The sequence below is a fragment of the Sphingobacterium puteale genome, assembly GCF_003627955.1.
In the GTDB taxonomy this organism is placed as follows: domain Bacteria; phylum Bacteroidota; class Bacteroidia; order Sphingobacteriales; family Sphingobacteriaceae; genus Sphingobacterium; species Sphingobacterium puteale.
Window position 1 is genome coordinate 63173 of the sequence record NZ_RBWS01000026.1, and the last position, 18464, is coordinate 81636.

The 18464-nt window shown below is 40.3% G+C and carries 25 protein-coding genes; 14 read left to right on the forward strand and 11 right to left on the reverse strand.

From position 1 onward, the window contains the following. The 7 genes from D7322_RS25545 to D7322_RS25575 all read right to left on the reverse strand — a co-directional run bounded on the left by D7322_RS25545 (position 1) and on the right by D7322_RS25575 (position 5703). Entirely contained in the window at positions 1–921 is a 921-nt protein-coding gene (locus D7322_RS25545) for a DUF6268 family outer membrane beta-barrel protein (RefSeq protein ID WP_245971469.1), read from the reverse strand. Between the two features lie 242 nt (positions 922–1163). Next, positions 1164–1784, reverse strand: coding sequence for a porin family protein (locus D7322_RS25550; protein WP_121127017.1), 621 nt, complete (start codon positions 1782–1784; stop codon positions 1164–1166). 138 nt (positions 1785–1922) lie between these two features. Then, positions 1923–2678 (reverse strand): LytR/AlgR family response regulator transcription factor, encoded by a 756-nt coding sequence (locus tag D7322_RS25555; protein ID WP_121127018.1) that lies wholly within the window; start codon positions 2676–2678, stop codon positions 1923–1925. Beyond that, entirely contained in the window at positions 2675–3601 is a 927-nt protein-coding gene (locus D7322_RS25560; protein WP_245971470.1) for a sensor histidine kinase, read from the reverse strand. Before D7322_RS25560 ends, D7322_RS25555 begins: the two co-directional genes overlap by 4 nt. A 402-nt stretch (positions 3602–4003) precedes the next feature. Next, the gene (locus D7322_RS25565) at positions 4004–4594 is read right to left on the reverse strand and encodes an NAD(P)H-dependent oxidoreductase (protein WP_121127020.1); all 591 of its coding nucleotides are present in this window, start codon (positions 4592–4594) and stop codon (positions 4004–4006) included. Between the two features lie 87 nt (positions 4595–4681). After that, positions 4682–5203, reverse strand: coding sequence for a Crp/Fnr family transcriptional regulator (locus D7322_RS25570; RefSeq protein WP_121127021.1), 522 nt, complete (start codon positions 5201–5203; stop codon positions 4682–4684). A gap of 119 nt (positions 5204–5322) precedes the next feature. Continuing rightward, positions 5323–5703 (reverse strand): winged helix-turn-helix transcriptional regulator, encoded by a 381-nt coding sequence (locus D7322_RS25575; RefSeq protein WP_121127022.1) that lies wholly within the window; start codon positions 5701–5703, stop codon positions 5323–5325. 151 nt (positions 5704–5854) lie between these two features. On the opposite strand from D7322_RS25575, the gene D7322_RS25580 reads away from it, so the two are divergent. Next, a complete protein-coding gene (locus D7322_RS25580; protein ID WP_121127023.1) occupies positions 5855–6622 on the forward strand; it encodes a nuclear transport factor 2 family protein in 768 nt (255 codons plus the stop codon). After that, complete coding sequence (locus tag D7322_RS25585) at positions 6609–6854, forward strand: DUF2798 domain-containing protein (protein ID WP_183078847.1); 246 nt, start codon at positions 6609–6611, stop codon at positions 6852–6854. The genes D7322_RS25580 and D7322_RS25585 overlap by 14 nt, the downstream gene beginning before the upstream one ends. A 95-nt stretch (positions 6855–6949) precedes the next feature. On the opposite strand, the gene D7322_RS25590 is transcribed toward D7322_RS25585, so the two are convergent. Together D7322_RS25590 and D7322_RS25595 are read right to left on the reverse strand one after the other, a co-directional pair. Beyond that, positions 6950–7234, reverse strand: a complete 285-nt coding sequence (locus D7322_RS25590) for a hypothetical protein (protein ID WP_121127025.1) — start codon at positions 7232–7234, stop codon at positions 6950–6952. 441 nt (positions 7235–7675) lie between these two features. Then, positions 7676–8236 carry a DUF4382 domain-containing protein gene (locus tag D7322_RS25595; RefSeq protein WP_121127026.1) on the reverse strand — a complete coding sequence of 187 codons (561 nt, stop codon included), beginning with the start codon at positions 8234–8236 and terminating at the stop codon, positions 7676–7678. A gap of 725 nt (positions 8237–8961) precedes the next feature. On the opposite strand from D7322_RS25595, the gene D7322_RS29020 reads away from it, so the two are divergent. The 12 genes from D7322_RS29020 to D7322_RS25645 all read left to right on the forward strand — a co-directional run bounded on the left by D7322_RS29020 (position 8962) and on the right by D7322_RS25645 (position 17406). Next, the gene (locus D7322_RS29020; RefSeq protein WP_121127027.1) at positions 8962–9186 is read left to right on the forward strand and encodes a hypothetical protein; all 225 of its coding nucleotides are present in this window, start codon (positions 8962–8964) and stop codon (positions 9184–9186) included. A 33-nt stretch (positions 9187–9219) separates the two neighbouring features. After that, positions 9220–9441 (forward strand): GMC family oxidoreductase N-terminal domain-containing protein, encoded by a 222-nt coding sequence (locus D7322_RS29025; RefSeq protein ID WP_262707667.1) that lies wholly within the window; start codon positions 9220–9222, stop codon positions 9439–9441. A 23-nt stretch (positions 9442–9464) separates the two neighbouring features. After that, on the forward strand, positions 9465–9794 hold the full coding sequence (locus D7322_RS29030) for a hypothetical protein (RefSeq protein WP_245971472.1): 330 nt from the start codon (positions 9465–9467) through the stop codon (positions 9792–9794). Continuing rightward, positions 9754–10185, forward strand: a complete 432-nt coding sequence (locus D7322_RS29035; RefSeq protein ID WP_245971473.1) for a GMC family oxidoreductase — start codon at positions 9754–9756, stop codon at positions 10183–10185. The genes D7322_RS29030 and D7322_RS29035 overlap by 41 nt, the downstream gene beginning before the upstream one ends. Before the next feature lie 110 nt (positions 10186–10295). After that, positions 10296–10727, forward strand: a complete 432-nt coding sequence (locus D7322_RS25610) for a hypothetical protein (protein WP_121127028.1) — start codon at positions 10296–10298, stop codon at positions 10725–10727. Further along, the gene (locus D7322_RS25615) at positions 10675–11226 is read left to right on the forward strand and encodes an RNA polymerase sigma factor (RefSeq protein ID WP_121127029.1); all 552 of its coding nucleotides are present in this window, start codon (positions 10675–10677) and stop codon (positions 11224–11226) included. Before D7322_RS25610 ends, D7322_RS25615 begins: the two co-directional genes overlap by 53 nt. Then, on the forward strand, positions 11223–11678 hold the full coding sequence (locus D7322_RS25620) for a hypothetical protein (RefSeq protein ID WP_121127030.1): 456 nt from the start codon (positions 11223–11225) through the stop codon (positions 11676–11678). The genes D7322_RS25615 and D7322_RS25620 overlap by 4 nt, the downstream gene beginning before the upstream one ends. A 43-nt stretch (positions 11679–11721) precedes the next feature. Beyond that, complete coding sequence (locus D7322_RS25625; RefSeq protein ID WP_121127031.1) at positions 11722–12153, forward strand: hypothetical protein; 432 nt, start codon at positions 11722–11724, stop codon at positions 12151–12153. Between the two features lie 86 nt (positions 12154–12239). Then, positions 12240–12596 carry a hypothetical protein gene (locus D7322_RS25630; RefSeq protein ID WP_121127032.1) on the forward strand — a complete coding sequence of 119 codons (357 nt, stop codon included), beginning with the start codon at positions 12240–12242 and terminating at the stop codon, positions 12594–12596. A 39-nt stretch (positions 12597–12635) separates the two neighbouring features. After that, complete coding sequence (locus tag D7322_RS25635; protein WP_121127033.1) at positions 12636–15092, forward strand: TonB-dependent receptor; 2457 nt, start codon at positions 12636–12638, stop codon at positions 15090–15092. A 183-nt stretch (positions 15093–15275) separates the two neighbouring features. Then, entirely contained in the window at positions 15276–16019 is a 744-nt protein-coding gene (locus tag D7322_RS25640) for an alpha/beta hydrolase (protein ID WP_121127034.1), read from the forward strand. Between the two features lie 334 nt (positions 16020–16353). Then, on the forward strand, positions 16354–17406 hold the full coding sequence (locus D7322_RS25645) for a hypothetical protein (RefSeq protein ID WP_245971474.1): 1053 nt from the start codon (positions 16354–16356) through the stop codon (positions 17404–17406). A gap of 103 nt (positions 17407–17509) precedes the next feature. On the opposite strand, the gene D7322_RS25650 is transcribed toward D7322_RS25645, so the two are convergent. Further along, complete coding sequence (locus tag D7322_RS25650) at positions 17510–17965, reverse strand: VOC family protein (RefSeq protein WP_121127036.1); 456 nt, start codon at positions 17963–17965, stop codon at positions 17510–17512. A gap of 52 nt (positions 17966–18017) precedes the next feature. Further along, the gene (locus D7322_RS25655; RefSeq protein WP_121127037.1) at positions 18018–18452 is read right to left on the reverse strand and encodes a GNAT family N-acetyltransferase; all 435 of its coding nucleotides are present in this window, start codon (positions 18450–18452) and stop codon (positions 18018–18020) included. Positions 18453–18464 lie beyond the last annotated feature (12 nt).

An 18464-nucleotide genomic window follows, 5' to 3' on the forward strand; every position in this document is an offset into this window, starting at 1 on the left:
TTAAAATTTCATTTTTATACCAATGGATCCATAAGGAGAGACCGAAAAATGATAGTCATTCTCACTTGAAAACACACCCTTAAGCGTTCTGTCACTATAGGATGCAGGACGGTATAGGTTCAGTCCCGCCATGGCCGTCATGGATAATCCTTTTTTGCCAAGCTTTAATTCAGGACGGAATCCTGTAACGATATATTGGTGGGAAAATATCACATCCTTGCCTTCTTTTTTCATTAGAGCAGCCTGTCCATTCATCTCGAGCGCATATGCCAATTTGAGTTTATCATTGATCTGATAGCCTGCCGACAACTCAAGCCCTTCGATCACTTCAACATTTATATCATATTTCCCCTGGAGCTTCCATTTGACGTAAACGGCGGGAAACAACATTGGATAGCCCAACGTGCTATTGATTGCCGCACCACCACCGATATCCAGATTGGGGTTCAGATGACGGATAAAAACAAGCCCGCCGCTTGCGAGTACGTTTTTAAAAGTAATCTTCGAAAAATCAGTAGTGGGAGCAAATATGCCTACGCCCGCACTTGCTCGGATAGACCAGTTATCATTCAAGGGGCGTAAATGGTAAACGCCTAGCTGCAAGTTCATAATTTCGGATACCATTTGCTGCGCGAAATTCCGGTTTTTTAAAGAAACATAAGCCCCTCCAAAACCGATTCCCCAAGCTGTCGGGCGATTTTTCTCATTTAATTTTATAGATAGAGGCATACTGAATGAGCCTTGGTAAACCATAGCCGAACCTTTGGCATTACCAATTTTTTCCCGGGGTTTATCACCCGGAGGCAAATAATAGTAGCCCGAATTGCCGATGTATTCTGCCCTAAAAGACAGCTGCTGTGCTTTCGATTTTAGCGAAAACAACATAATGAATGTTGCTAGAAATAATATTATTGACTTCACGATTTTAAAATTTTATGTAAATGTTTTTGCTCTATTTTTGAACAAAAGAATAATGCAAGCTGTAAAACAGAAAGCTGTTAACCACGGATTTTAGAATCGACAGGATGAGATCAAGAATAGAGAGAACGAAATAAATTTTAAAGTGCGCCTCATTCCTGAATCTATTAGTTACCGGAAGTCTGCTATCTTATGGTAAAGGTCCGGACCCCGGTACTAAACTGTCTGTTGTAGCTCGTGATTATTTAAAACTTATAGGCCAATCCGATAGACGCCCCCTGATTTTTCATCGCCCCGCTTTTGGGTTTGTGAAGATCTGCAAGGCCAAATTGATAAGTAGCATTTACCTGCCAATATCTGCCAAAATCATAACCGATGATACCGCCAACACCGTAATCAAGGCGTTTCATTACAGGGCTGTCTGCGATGTTATTATTTTTGAATAAACTGACACCATTAGCCTTCGTAATGATACCATAACCGATATATGGGCCGGCCCCTATGAATGCTTTTCCGCTGCCCACTGCTCCCTGCACAACTCCGTATAATGGCATCTCAACACCTAAAGATTTAATTTTGTTGGATGTATTGTCGGCTATGTTCTCCAGTTTAGAAGTCCGGTAATAAATATCGAGACCAGATTGTAGCGCGAAGTTTTGGTTTATATCGTATTTAATAAAACCGCCAACCGAACCGCCTACACCCATTTTGCTTTTGAGTCCTTTCAAATTACCGCTTAGCCGATAATTGGAAACGCTTGTTCCAGCCTTGAAACCAATTGAAACAGGATTGTCCTGTGCCGATAATCGCGCAGAGAAAAACACAGTGGCCGCAGCGAGAAAAAATGTACATACGTTCTTTTTCATTGTTCTAAAATTTTTATGTTATTTTTTAATTCAGAACAAAAGAACGACGAACGGTGCGGTTAGCCAATCTGGAAAAGATGGGGTTTAGAATCTAATAAATGAAATGCAATATCCGAGGGATGAATTTTCTGGGTACTGTTATTGCATGATACCATCCATCCACTTTAGGAAGTCCGGGACACGTACCCGGCTTACCAGAACCTCATTTGGGCATGCGGGGGAAAACGACAGTTTCAGACGGCTGTTAAAGTGTTTTGCTACATTTTCAATGGATTTTACATTTCCAATACAATTTCGTGATACGCGAAAAAATAAACGGCTGTCAAGCTGTTGTTCCAGTTGATCCAGCGTATAATTAATAATATATCGCCTATCGTTAAAAGTATGAAGGAAGACAACGCCATCTTCACTGTAAAAATGCGCAATATCTTTGGTTTCTATATAATGATAGTTTTCCCCTTTGGAGATCAGAAAACGGTTTTTGGTTTTGAATGACAACAGCTGCTCAAAATTCTTTGCATTATTAGGCAAAGGACGTCTATGGTAAATGTGCTCAAATTTAGTCAGCGCCGCCTCTAATTCGTTTTCGTCGAAAGGTTTTAACAAGTAGTCGATACTGTTCAGTTTAAATGCCCTAATAGCATGTTCGTCGTATGCTGTTGTAAATATAACAGGTATTGTTACCTCAACATGATTAAATATTTCGAAGCAGTTGCCATCTGCGAGGCGGATATCCATAAGAATCAGATCAACACCAGATTTTCGGAGAAATTCGATGGTATCTACAACCGTTTTTGTTTGCTTCTCTAACAGGTAATCTGGACGCAATTTCATCATCATACGTCTGAGTTCTTCGTAAGCAAAACGTTCATCTTCTACGATCAGGTAATTCATGGCTGTATATATGGGATTTTTACAATAAACATTTGTTTGGTATGCTCCACTTTTACTTCTTTGTTATGGATCTTATATTGCTCAGTGATGTAGCGCAATCCGATTCCCCCTCTGTCAGCGCTGCCTGATAGCTGAATATTGTTTTCGACTGTTATATAGTCGTTGTCAATGTTAATTATAATATTCAACGACGATTCTTCCGTTGCGCTATTGTGCTTGAATGCATTCTCTATCAGGAGCTGAAGCGTAAGGGGAATAATCTTATATTGTTCGCTGAATGCTAATTTATTCACTGTAAAAGTGAAAGAGTTCTCAAATCTCATCCGCATGAGGAATATATAAGAATCCAGGGCAAGCAATTCTTCTGCTACGGTTACCACAGGTTGGTGGGTGAGCGATAGTACATACCGGTAGGTCTTTGAAAGTGCCTTTGTAAACTTGTTGGCACTTTCCTGATTGAAATATATTAAAGAGGACAATACATTTAGCGAATTAAATAGAAAGTGGGGATTGAGCTGCGATCTCAATGTTTCATGCTGAAATAACAGAACTTTACGTTTGGCTTTTTCGGAGTCTGCTATAGCTTTTTGTTCGGACTGGAAATAATGTATCAGTTCAAAGACCAAAAGAATAGGAATATTCGTTGACATCGCAAATGCAAACTTGACAAGGAACGGAGGTAAGCCATCTTGGGGAATGAGAAATACATCGTATATCAAAAAATTAAATATCGTTAATAATACCATGCATATCACGGTGATACCGGCAGTGTCAGCCACAATACGTAAAAATATATTTTTAGAATAAGGTAAATATTTATTTAAAAATAGCAATAAGTAATAATCGGCTATACACATCGCAAAGATTACGGCATAGTGAGCGGATAACTGGATATGAAAATTGCTCCATAAATCTTCTTTCATTAAAATAATGCTGAAAAGCATTTGGCACAAAGCATATATCAGTGTGGAGGAGAAAAAGATGACCAGTCTTTTTACATTCATTTTACCCATTCGAACCATACTTCAAAGGTAGAGTTTCTAAGTAAGTTTGATTGAAAAACCTATCATCTTTCTGATGAACTTCATTATTTAATAGATGAATTTAATCGGTGTTGATCTCGGGCCGTTATCGATGTAAGGCAAAGAGTTAAGCAAAATGGATTTTTAATGCTTTCCAGTTGAGTGTGATATGGAAAATGGCGCATTGAAAGAAAAACACAATGAGGAATTCTTGTACGAACTCGGTATAGCTATCAAATAGATGAAAAACATCAATGCTGAGTATCTCACGACAAGAAAGATTAGGGAAAAGAAGAACGCTGTTTATTTAAAATTTGAAAACCTCTTTTCAATAGCAGTTAACCATTTTACTCTTTTCTTCTGGCTCACGGACTTGACCATATTATAGCTAATCCATTTGAGATTTTTGTACCCCATAGTTTTAAAGACACTTTTTATCATTGCTTTCTTGATTAAATTTCCAATGAGCAGGGAGTACATAATCTGAGGTTTGTTCATTGTGGTTATGATTGTTACGCCCTTCAGGTGTTTTAATAGCGGTATCAGGCCAAAACCCCTCGGATGATGATCATAAACAACGCCAGGGCTCAGTACCCGGTCAATAAAGCCTTTGGTCATAGCAGGCATCAGATCCCACCAGATCGGAAAAATAAAGATCAGATGGTCTGCTTTTTCTAGACGTTCGTTGTAGTCGATTACTTGTGGGTCAAGGGGGGTGTGTTCCACAAAACCTTTCAGATCCGCTTTTGACATTGCTGGATTAAATCCATCATTGTCAAGGTGTATCAGATCGACTTCGTGATTTGCATCTTTAAGCCCTTTTGTCACGGCATTTAAAATTGCATTGCAATAACTCCCTTCGTAGGGATGGTTGAATACGATTAATGTTCTCATCTTTTACCGTTTGAATACGGTACAAAATTGAGAAATCGATGCAGTATGGGACGATAACAATTGTTAAGAAATACGCTGTTCTTAAAGTTATCTTCTGTTTCGTATTCTGCTTAGTGAAACGGGAGTAACCCCTAAATAGGACGCAATATAATGTTGAGGGACACGCTGGATAATATGAGGATGTTCTTCAATAAGTTCCGCATAGCGTTTTTGCGGGTTATTCTTAAGATAGGAATAAAATATTTTCTGAGAATTTAAAAATCGCCTGAATAGATGTTTATACATTTCTTCCTTGATTTCGGGTAAATCCGCTAAAACATTTTGAAAATCCTTTTGGGAAATAGTTTTTAAAATACAGGGTTCTAAACTTTCGATGCTATATAAACTTGGTTGGTCTGTCATGAAGCTTTCAATAGAAGATATCCGGTCACCTTCAAAGAAAAATTGCGTCGTAATATCCACACCGTCATTATTGATCCAGGTCCGCAGACAACCTTTCTCAATAAAGAACATCGTCCTTGAAATTTCTCCCTCCTGTAAAAGGATGGTTTTGGCAGGAACTTCCAAACGATTAAAAAGATGCTTGAATATGTCCAATTCATCAGCCATTGCTTATTGTCATTTAGATTCGTTATTTATCTGTTATCAGTATGTAATTTTAGTGATAATTGCCTTATCAGCTTTTTATCAAAATTATGGTAATAAGTCCTGTCCAATATAATTATACCCTAAAATTGTTCTTTGACAATAGGATCAGTATGCATATTTTCCTGGCTTTTGTAAAAATCATCCATAAAATCACTTCCCCAGTTTTCCATCATAGTTACAAGTGGCAAAAGAGATTCACCTACTTCAGTTAAAAAATACTCAACTTTAGGAGGGAGTACCGGATAAACAATTTTTCTTACAACACCATAAGCCTCCAGCTCCTTCAATTGTAGATTTAATACTCTTTTACTTGCCAATGGATGTTTCTTGGCTAGCTCACTCGGCCTTCGGACTCCCCGGTTGATCGAATCAATCAGGCAGGGTTTCCATTTGCCTCCTATAATCTCAAAAGTTATGCTCATGCCACAGCTAAAATCTTTCGGTATTTTTTTCTCGTACATGGATGTCTTATTTAGGAGACAAATTTACAACATATTTCGTTTTCAGTTACATAGGGATAATATTATCCCCATACCAATATTTTTACCTCTATTTTTTCGTATCTATCCGGTCAGTAATTTTGTCAATAACAATTCATCTAATATTTAAAAAATGGAATTATCCAATAGAGACAAAGCCGAAGCTATTCAAAACAGCATCGAAACTGAAACATTATCCCAAGTAGGATTGATCAATCCACATTCTTATAAGCAACACAATCCACATGTAGCAACCGGGTTGCAGGCCATTTTGGGCTTACATGACCAAATGCCCATGGATAAGGTTTACACCAATGTAGTTCGAAAATTTCAAGATGGCGATTTTGGATTTGTTCACGTTGACTATTTTCTTTTTGAACCCACGGTGGCTTTTGACATCCACCGGTTTGAAAACGGCGTCAGCGTTGAACATTGGGACAACCTTCAGGTCAATTCAAAAAAGTTGAATAAGAGTGGAAGGACAATGACAGACGGAAAGACCAAAGCACAGGACCATCACAAAACCGAGCTGAACAAAAACCTTGTAAGGCGTTATGTTAAAGACATCCTTGTTGATAGGCAGATTGAGTTGGTGTCAGATTATTTTAAGGGCGACGAATTGATTCAACATAATCCCGACATGGGTGACGGTGTACAGGAGTTTCTCAGTACATTGGAGCAATGGGAGAGCGAAGGGAAGCCCCAGGTGTATAGCAAAATGCATAAAGTGCTGGGTGAGGGAAATTTTGTTCTGGTATTGAGTGAAGGTTTTTTTAAAGGCGAACATGTTGCATACTATGATTTGTATCGCGTTGAAAATGATAAAATTGTTGAACATTGGGACGTCATTGAACGAATACCAGAGCCCGAAAAACGCAAAAATGATAATGGCAAATTCTAGGAAAGAGCATCGCTACAAGATCGTTAGCACTTTTTTTGTTGTTCTGCCAACAACTTTTATCATGTCAGCTTTATCAGGTTTTATGAAAGAGGAGGCGGATGAAAATTGGATCGGAGTACTTTTTAAATCTTGGCTAATTTCATTACCTGTTGTTTACGCCTGCGTGTTGCTCTTATTGCCGCTTGCAAATAAATTGACAAGCAAGATTTTAGATAAGAAAGTAAATGTATAATATAACGCATACCAAAAGAAATAACGTTAACTATGGGGGGAGATGCTATAATTGCTGTAAATTAACTTTAGTATCCTCAACAAATAAACTAAAAGCTATTTTGTGGTGAGGCTCTTCGTTATTTGCCATGATTTTAATTTATGATTATAGGAGAGAATCCAGGTTGTTTCACTGGTTCTCTTCCCTTTTCCGTTTAAATATTCACCTACTCGGACTGTTATCAGAGGAGTGGTATCTCTAAGTATTTCAGCATATGCTTTTTCACCAGTGCTAAGTTCTGCTATTGCCGGAATATTTTCTATACTTACTTCTGGTTCGAACAGGAATTTTGCCGTACACCCAACATTGAGACTTTTTCCTTGAAATATGATTCCGTTCATGATGTTATATTTTGAAGGATGAGAAATTCATATTATTCAAAAACTAGTAAAACATTAATACTCTTTTAAAAGTTCTATTGTAATATAACGGTTACAAATGGTAATTATTATTCTTATGGATTTCATGAATTCAATATCACATTTCTGAAACATAGATCGAATTGAATTTCCCCTCTAAACACTCGCAGCACCTAGGTAGACTCCACTCCATGGCACTAGCATCTATCTGATCGAAGGTAAAGTCGTTTTAGAATATGATTGTCCGTATATAGCTGTGCAAAAATGTCTCTACAATCTGATCCTGGGAATGAGTAGCCTCACAGAAGAACTGTTGGACTTTGAGCCCGATTTTCTTACGCAACACCAAGCTGATTAGCTGTTTGATCCACCAGACATTTCGCCTGATCGGTGAAAGTGAGCTGTAACCATTTGAATATTGTGTTAATCCAATACCGCGGTTATGTTAGGATTAATCACAAATTTTCCATTAACCGTCTTATTGATAAAATCTGATAGATTAATATCAAGCATCAAGGTATGTGTTGCATTTGGCATGAGCAGTTTATCCCCCGCGATATTAACGGCAATAAATTGTCCTTGTGGCATCTCTAAAGGATAGGGAACTGCATCTATAACTATTTGATTTCCATTAGGGACTACTTTTAGCATAATTTCCTGTATGTTGCCATGGGGGACATGTCCTCCTGCAATGATGCTATCCTTTTGTATCCCTAGGATGTTTAATTTTTTATTCGCCTCGATTTTTCCTCCCCCCGCAGATGTGCGGGTCCATAGTTGTAGTATACTGAGATAGACTGCATCATACTGATCACCGTCGCTTTTTACCTTGACCTTTAGGTGTGCCTGCTCAGGTGCCGGACTATCGTCTTCATGGCAACTGCCCAAAAGTATTAGCAGGACCACAGACATAAGACACAACATTGCAGACATCTCTCGGGCAGTTAACCTTAGATATTTTGTATTGAAAATAAAGGTCGTCATAGTTTTTGAGTTGAACACAAGAGGAGCTTTGATCGTTTGCTTTTTTTAAACTAATTTTCTTTACGCCACTATCAAAAGTAGCAAAGCTCTTTCGTGAGCAACCACCGTTTTACCAAAAAACTTTTACATCCCAGAGAGACTTCCTTTCGTAAACTAAAGCTGATCAATTGTTTAATATCTTCTTTAAAGAAGCATCTTGTTGCCAGACTTCAAAAAAGATGTATGATCGAACGATATGCCCCGCAGTTTTACCAGTTTGGTATGCCGGTAACCGTAGATATCCGAATTGACTGTGACCATTCCCTGGTAAACTGACTTTGTTTTAAGTTTCACAATCCCAGAGGCACAGCATCGGCGGGTTTATCGGGTGTAACGGTTTTATGTACCGTGATATTATTCAGCAGCGAAGCCGGCACCAGATCCAAGGGAATAGAGCTTCTGTCAGGATCGGAGAAGGGAAACACACACTAGTAATTACGCTATGGTAGTGCTACAAAACGATGCCTCAAGTTAACTGAGTATTAGTAAATCATTAATTGTATTTCTTAAAATAATTTCTATTCAATTTAATCTAGAATTCTGTGTATTTACCGATGATGACGACAAGGCACAGCTTATATTCGATTTGTTAATCTTATTTCAGAACTAAAAGAGCTTTCCCAATTCTTTCCTAAATTGAAATATAGTTTAGGTTATCATAATATTTAAATTAAATCTTGAGTGATATGACTAATTGGAATTTAATAAGAGGGGTAGAAGGAACACTGTCTGCCCAAGATATCAGAAGAAATATGCTATCTTACATTATCAAAAACCACCCTGCAAGTCTGATTCAATGCATTGAAAAAGAGTATAATATTTACCGGATTGATATTCTGGGTAGCGATAGTCTACTATTCGATTTGCAAGGCCATTTTGTAAAAGCAAATATCAGAAAAATAAAGGGATAGACCTACGGTGGCTATTTCAGTTCGAATGCGGTCATTTTACCCTGGGCCGAGAAAACAGGAAACATGACCCTGAGGTCTTTTTCCGTTGTAGAGTCAATCATTTATGATGGACAGACTCAAAAGGCTAAAGGCGTGCGCATCGTAGATGCTGCCACGAAAGAAAGTTTTGAATATTACGCCAAGATCATCTTTGTCAATGCCGGTGCCATTAATACGAATCTCATCCTTCTCAACTCAAGATCAGACGGTTTCTGAATGGTTTAGGGATTGACAGTGGTGTGTCGGGACAATATGTTGCATATCATAATTACAGTACCCGCGTATATGCCGATTATGACGGTGAGCTGAATGCCTATAAAATAGATGGTAGAAACCCCGCCAGAGGCGGGTATATACCTCGGCTCAGAGTTTTGCACCGGCAGGAAACAAACTCCTTGAGAGGTTATGCTACTGGTTTTGGCGCTTCCCGTTCCACTTATCAGGACACCTCGTCTACCGGAAAAGATCTGCGGGATAATCTGTTGAATCCAAAACTGGGACATCGGTGGGTTGGTGCCCAGATGATGGGTGAAACCATACCAAAGAGCGAAAATAGGGGGTTTTCTTGATGGAAATGATCACGATGTCTGGGGTGTCCCTTTGCTCAATATAGCCATCGGATACGGCGACAATGACGATAAAATGTCGCGGGATTTTGTTGAACAGTTTACAGAGATGTATAAAAAGGCAGGGTTTAGCAATATTCATTCGTCAACGTATAAGCAGGCTCCCGGGTTGGATATTCATGAAATGGGAGGCGTTCGCATGGGACGAGATCCCAAGAGTTCGCTGCTAAATGAATGGAACCAGATGCATGCCTGCAAAAATGTATTTATCACGGATGGAGCCTGCATGACCTCCACATCAACTCAGAATCCTTCACTCTCCTATATGGCCATGACAGCACGGGCAGTAGATTATACATTGGGTGAAATGAAAAAAGGCAACCTTTTAAATTAATTATGTCCTGATAATCTGAAAATGATACTCTTTACTTAAATGTGACCACATTTAAGTAAAGAGTATCAAGAGCTGAGTTTATATGCCTTATTGTCTTTGAAAAATCAGTGATGAATTATGATTTTTTAGAGCAGGAAATTCATGATCGTTTTGGCTATGGAAATATTGAGGTGTTCAAGCCATCAGCTGACAAATGTAATTTTGACATCGTGCAAATGGAATGGGGATTTATTCCCCTATTATGTCAAAAACAAGAAACATGCAAAGATGCACGTCTTGGCTACAAGGATGCATCTGGCAAATGCCACCATACCTACATAATTCTTAATGCAAAAGGAGGGGAGCTGCTATTGGTAGAAAATATCATTTTGTACTGGAAACTGCTCGTGATATCAAATACACTCGCTAAATTTATTGCAACTTTATTTCCGGAAGCCGGTCTAATTAGAGGTGAGCAACTTAAAGCAAGATATCTTAACCGACAGAGAAATGGTAAACGCCGTGTTGCGCGGCGATCGCCATGCTTTTGGAATGCTGATTAAGCAGACCGAAGGATTGGTCGCGCAGATCACTTTCAAAATGATCAGCAGTCCCGGTGACCGTAAAGATATAGCACAGGATATCTACCTGAAGGCCTTTAAGAATATAGGCGGATTTAAATTCAAGTCAAAGCTATCTACCTGGGTCGGCCAGATCGCTTACAATACCTGTTTGCATTACCTCGAAAAAAGGCGGCTGGTCCTACTTGAAAATTATGGCACAAACGATGAAGGAGATGAGCATCAACTGCCCGACGAAAGCGACAATGCCGAAGCACTTCTGTCTCAACAGTACCTTAAAACTGTCCTGAACAAAAAACTGGATCAGTTGCAACCATTATATAAAACACTGATATCGCTTTATCACCAGGAAGAATTAAGCTATGCCGAGATCGCTGAGATTACGGCGTTACCGGAAGGCACGGTCAAAAACTATATCTTCCGGGCGAGGAAGCAACTGCGAGAAAATATACTCAAAAACTATAAAAGAGACGAGTTATGAAAATGATTCATTTAACGGACACGGAACTACAACAATATTTAACGGAACCTAAAACGCTTGGGCCCGAAAAGACAGCACATGTTTTAAGTTGCGACCATTGCGCGGCGAAAATAGCAAATTATCGGCTGCTTTTTCAGGGGATAGCAACGGAACAGCGCCCTGCATTTGACTTCGATCTTTCCGTGTTGATCCTGGAACAACTTCCGGAACCAACAAGAGTTTTCCCCTGGTTTGCCGTCATCACTGGCTGCATTTCAGCACTCGTAGTTGCGTTTTCTATAACTTATTTCTGGTCTACCTTGACTGCGCTGGCAAAAGGTATGTCTGGCATGATCCTTCCTATGACTGCCGTGGTTGCGGCATTGGTGCTGATCATTCAAAGCTTCGAATTGTTCCGGTCCTATCGGCAAAGAATGCGCACCCTGTTATCTGAAAAAACATTGCAACTTTAATAGTGCTGACCGGTCTAATCTGGTATAAACAAAGAGATATAAAATGAAAAAGATATTCACACTTTTCCTGCTCATCGCTACTGCAACTGTCAGTCGAGCGCAGGGCAACTCAACACCAATGAACGATCAACCGACCTTCCAGGAATTGATGCGAAGCACTGTGATCCTGGTATTGATCTATCTGCTGACCAATTTTATTTTGGCACTCATCAAGACCTGGTTCGACAACCGATTAAAAAAGAAGATCATTGAGTCCGGAACTTCAGATACAGTTGTTGCCCAGATATTAACAAACAACAGCACGCAACAACCGAATGCGCTGAAATGGTTCTGCGTACTGACCACTGCCGCGATCGGCCTGGCGATCGTCGGATTTTACCAGCTGAACGGAGTTTACACCTTATCGGCAATGGCGCTCAGCGTGGCGGTGGGGTATCTCGGCTTCTATTTCCTGATCAGACGTATCAGCGACTGACCTCCATCAGTTTATTCCTAAACTCTCTTGTTAAAAACTAAAGCTATAGACTGGCATGGGATCACTATGCCCCGAAATTATCAAACATGAAAACACTTACACTGGTCATCACGATCATTTTAGTATCCTTGGGCACCTGTTTTGCCGTTTTACTTATCAATTTTCATCCCGGTAGCACCAATGTCGCTGTGCAAGAGAGCCGCGATACCTATACACTGGCGGCGAGTTTTGATCATAGACGAACCGCGACAGTAAAGCGCTTCATCGACAGCTGCCTAGAAGCCAACGGGCAGTTGCCTGTTAAGGAGCAAGCTGCCGTTCATTATACGCTGACAAACGGCGGATTAAAAGTCGAAGCCCAAAAGGAAAAAAACAACGCCGAGGCAATGACCCGCATCAAAAGAATGTATCAGGACATCAGGTACCAGATCATCCCGCGATAAACCTTAAACGCAGCAAAAACACTCACTAGCACTATTTACATGAAATCACTATTTGTAGCCATCATGTTGGTTGCCGGGCTATGCTTTGCGCCGAATCTTTCAAGTGCTCAGGCCATGACCGGCAATATCACTGGGGCCATCAAGGAAGCAAGCGGCAAACCCGCGGATGGTGCCACCGTAACACTGAGCAGGCTAACCGACTCTGTCGCCGTTAAATATGAACTGGCATCAGCCGATGGTATTTATAAATTTGAAGGTATAAAGATCGGACAATACCGTTTGATCATCACGATGATGGGTATGTTAACCTTTAAGTCCGAACCTATTGTGGTTGATGAAGAGCATCCGCTGATAGAGATCCCATTGGTTATCTTGCATTCCGTTAACAAATCATTAAATGAAGTGGTAGTGACCGCGCAGCACTCGTTCCTGCAGCAGAAGATAGATCGGACGGTAGTCAATGTGGATGCCCTGATCAGTAATTCCGGTACCACGGCCCTTGACGTACTGGAAAAGTCTCCGGGAGTTAGAATTGACCAGGGTGGCGCCATCAGCCTGCGCGGCAAAACAGGGGTAGCGGTATTTATTGATGACAAGCCTGCCTACCTATCTGGCAGCGATCTGGAAAACTACTTGCGTTCCCTGCCATCCTCTTCACTGGAACAGATCGAACTGATGACGAATCCACCTGCCAAATACGATGCTGCGGGTAACGCAGGAATCATCAATATTAAAACCAAAAAGAAAAAGGTCGCAGGATTTAACTTAGGACTAAACCTCGGTTATCGTCAAAGCCGCTACAGCAGCACCAACAACAGTATAGACTTCAACTTCCGAAAAAATAAGATCAACATCTTCGGTAACCTGGCCTACACGCTGCGCAACAGTTATAACGATGTCGATATTAACCGTCGGTATTTTTATGATGCAGGTAACTATTCCGGGGAATTTGCACAAAATTCCTATATCAGAAGACAGGGGGACGGCTATAAAGCGACGCTCGGTATGGATTTGTATGCGTCCGAGCAAACTACCTTCGGTGTGCTATTTATAGGTTTGATCCGATCACCCAAAAACGGTAACAACAGCATGGGAAAGCTTTACAATGCCATCGGCCTGGCCGACTCAAGTATCCTGTCTCAAAACAATGAGCAGGGTAAATTTAAGAACGGTGCTATCAACCTTAACTACAAACATTCATTCCGTAAAAATGGCCCTGAGCTCAGTGCAAATCTTGATTACCTAAAATACAATACCAACAATGATCAGACCTTTATTAACCAAAATTACTCCGCGGCCGGCGATCTTATAGCTAAGGATCAGCTGAGCGGGCAATTGCCCACGATTATACGTATCTATGCCGCCAAAGCCGATTATAGCCAGCTGCTTAAAAAAGGCTGGAAACTGGAAGCGGGAGCCAAAAGCAGTTTTACAAATACCAATAACCAGGCGAATTACTTTAATGTTAACGGTGGGAATGCTACTCCGGACTATAACAAGACAAACCATTTCCTGTACAAGGAAGTGATCAGTGCCGGGTATGTAAACCTGAACAAAGACTTTAAGCGATTTAGTATACAAGCAGGTCTTCGTCTGGAAAATACAGACTCCAGAGGCCATCAGTTAGGTAATCCTGAAAAACAGGACTCTGCCTTTAACCGGAACTACACGGGCCTGTTTCCGACGATGTTCCTGCTTTACAAGCTGGATACACTTGGCGGCCATCAGCTCAAATTCAATTATGGCCGCCGGATAGACCGTCCCTATTATCAGGACCTGAACCCATTCATCTCACCGTTGGACAAATACACCTATTACGTAGGTAATCCTTATCTGCAGCCCTCTTACTCCGGCAATTTTGAACTGAGCTATATCTATAAAAACCGGTTCACAGCTACGATCAGCTATAGTGATACGCGTGATCGGGTAAATGAGACCATCGAGATCATCAACGGCTATTATTATGACCGTCCGGGCAATATAGGCTCGACCAAAGTTTATGGGGTCAATGTCGATGCGGGTTTTCAACCCGCCAATTGGCTGAGCATGCAGTTCAGTGCAGATGTCTCCCATATCAGTTCGCGTAGCGATTTTTACACCGGTAGGCTGGATACCAGAAGCACAAATTATTCCGGACAAGGCATTGTTCAGTTTAAACTCAAGAAAGGCTGGAACCTGCAAATGGATGGTAACTATCAAAGCAGGCAGACCAATGCTCAGTTCACGCTGGCCTCCAGGGGAAGATTGAATATCGCAACTGCTAAGACCATCTCTCCGCACGCGACTTTAAGATTGAGCTTTATGGATGTCTTGAACACTGGTGTCAATAGGGGCGAAATCGGAAACCTGGACCGCACGACAGCAAGTTTCAGAACGCTTAGTGATACGAGGGCTGTGTTGCTCACCTTAAGTCTCAGGTTTGGAAACACGGTGGCCGGCCAACGAAAGCATAACCAGACTGGGGCCGGTGATGAGCAGGGCAGGGTCAAAAATTAGCCAGGTTCTCCTTTCATCTCGACCCGCCAATTGATGATCACGAACAGAATTCCCATGATAAAAAAACGGCAATATCGCAGACGATGATCAGCGAAGCCCAGATGGAATTATTTGATTTTAAATAATTATCAAGTTGATCCTTTTGTTAACTTAGATTCATTCGATACTTTAGGGAATAAAACAATGAAGCATTATCTTCTTTTAGCCTTTGTAGCCTTGATGCTTTTCTTTAGCCGTTCGGTTTATGCGCAGCAGCAACCGGATACAGTGAGCTATTATGACCAGCATCGCGCACGCCGGGTACCGGTGGCTATTTATAAACCGGGGCATAAAAACGCCCCTGTGATCATATTCAGTCATGGGTACGGGCAGAACAGATCTGATAGTTATCTTTCCTACTCGTACTTAACTGATGAACTGGCTTTAAAAGGCTATTTTGTGATCAGTATACAGCATGAGCTTCCGACGGACAGCCTGATTCCATCTTCCGGCAACGTTCAGGTTGTCCGGCGTCCGTTTTGGGAACGCGGGGCTGAAAATATTGCCTTTGTTATCACTAGCCTGAAACGATCATATCCTGAATTAAACTATCACAATATCACGCTGATCGGTCATTCCAACGGCGCAGACATGTCAGCTTTATTCCCTATCAGGTATCCGGGTGTGGTGAATAAGATCATCACGCTGGACAACAGGCGCATGATCCTTCCACGGTCAAGAAATGTCAAGGTACTTTCCCTCCGGTCAAGTGACCAACAAGCGGACAATGGTGTATTGCCGACAGCGGCAGAAGCAAAGGAGTATCCTATACACGTCGTCAGGCTACCTCATACGAATCATGATGACATGGATGATCATGCAACATCTACCCAAAGGAAGGAGATTTTGGGACATATCTTCCGCTTTCTCGAAGTGAAAACGCATTAAAAGCAACGCATGTGCTTAACGAGGAAAATCTGAATGCTATAGCTGGAACAGTTGTAACGGAAGCAGTATTTTAGTTTTTGGAACAAAGAATGTAGACTTATATGTGAACAAGGTACCGGTGTAACCACTTCAAATTAGCATTCTGTTTTATCTTGTCTGAAATTAACAAACTAAAGTATTTATTTCTATGGAAAGATAAATATAATTTACAGTATTGGGCTCTGGTTAATTTTAATGTGTTGGTTTATAGATAAATAAAAGTAATAAATTTTAAAGGTTTTAAAATTTATATTTTTTATGATAGTTTCGGCTGAAAATTACTATGAGAAAAATTATGAGATTCTTCAAGTACGCCCTTTTGTCAATACTTAGCATCCTTGTACTTGTTGTTCTTTTTGTTTATATAAGCAGCCGAATTTTTATAGGTGCCAAGGATCAGAAATTTACAGATTATCTTAAAAGTAACCGGGAACAGATTTCTGACAGGATAGCAGGTAATTTATTTGATTCCAATTTCTATGATTCCCAGATCTTTCTTTTTGGGGAAATACATGGTTATGCTGATAATCAGAAAGTGGACCAATATTTACTGGAATTCCTCAATAAAAAAGCGGGTGTAAAATATTATGTTGCGGAAATGGATAGTAGTACTTCCAATAAGCTGAACAAATTTCTATCGGGAAATTCAAAAGATCAGAAATTGATCGCAGAGGTTGTAACAGCGATGAAAAAACGTATTCCGCAACAGTCCAGTAAAGAGTTGCTGGATAAGTGGAACTCCATTTACGACTACAACCAGACTTTGGGAGATTCCCTCAAAATCGCTGTCTTAGGTGTTGATACTGATTTTGACAACAATTCCCGTAAAATCTCAAGAGATTCGGCAATGATGGAAAATTTTACCAATTTGTTGAAAAGACATCATCTAGAAAATGAAAAATTTTATGGTCTTTTTGGGTTTTATCATGTGCTCCAGCATGGCCCAAATGGAGGGAAAAAACCATTTGCGGAGCGACTAAAGAATGCGGGTTTCGAGGTGAAAAGCCTTGTCGGCTACACGCTTGAAAGCGAAATGTATCTCCCCAAAAACCCGCAATTTCCAACGCCGAAAGATCAGAAAGTAAGCTGGATCAATGCAGACGGGCCAATGATGTCAGTGAAAGGAATCTTTGATTTTTCGGACCTAGTTAAGCCAAATTCCATGACTTTATTTAAGTTGGATGCTGAAGATTCCCCTTATGGAAACTCTGAGAAGCTGATAGCAATTAAGTCCAGAATGTTCGGTGAGAGCTTCAATCCGCAGAATGGGACTTCCACGCTAGATTATTTTCAATACATCGTGCTGCTGAAAAATTCAAAAGCACTGACACCATTAAAGCAGGAATGAGGTCGGACAATTTTTAATGTTATTAGCATATATTTAGGTTCTGGTATTCCACGAATCTCTGTTTATTTCCAGATAGTTGTCTTTTATATTCATATGTATTTATCTAATGAAATGAATTGATTTTTTGCCATTCCTCGTAGCTGAGTACGCCAAGCTCCGGCAGGCTTTTACCGTTCAGAATATGGATAAACTCCAGTTGATTTCCGTCTGGATCGTCAAAATAAAGGGCAAGTGCGGGCATCCAGGCAAAAACCATTGGTTCATTGCTGCCATTTTTGAGAAAATTATAAGCCTTTAAGCCGTTTTTCTCTAAAAAAGTACTTGCATCTTTTAAAATAAAATCTTTGGAACAGCTGAATGCAAAATGTCTTTTATGGAGGTGACCTTGTTGTTCCCAAAGTCCGAGCATTGCCTTTTTATTTTCTCCGATCCAAAGAAACGCAATCGGCCTGGTTTCATCATAGTGTGCAAGCTGTAGACCCAATATTTGAGTATAAAACTGTACCGCATTTTCCAGGTTGCTTACTTGGATGTGTGTCTCATATAATCCTTCAATCATTTTTATATATTTTATTCTTAATAATTAGCGTGTTGTAATAATTATGACCATTTCATTTTAGCATATGAATAATCGGATAATCTTTACCTGAGCTGTCTTTTTCTGATCTTCCTGCTTTTCTGAACCCTAATTTTTCATAAAATTCGACAGCCTGATAGTTTTGCTCATTGACGTCAACCTTTGTAATGCCTGTTGTTTCGTCCATAAATTGAAATAAGCACTTTCCATAACCTTTCCCACGATAGTCATTGTGGATAAAAAGCATTTCGAGATTTCCTTCTGATACCGATGAAAATCCGATAGGTTTCCCATTTTCAATAAGGAGAAATACTTCGATATTGGGCAGATAATCCTTTGGGATGACTTCTTTAAAATAAATAAAATCTTCTTGGGCAAGAAAGTCGTGCGTAGCTCTTACAGCGGATTCCCAAATTTCCATAATTCTTGAATAATCTTCTTTGGTCGCCCGCCTGATTTGTTGTGACATAATTCTAAATTA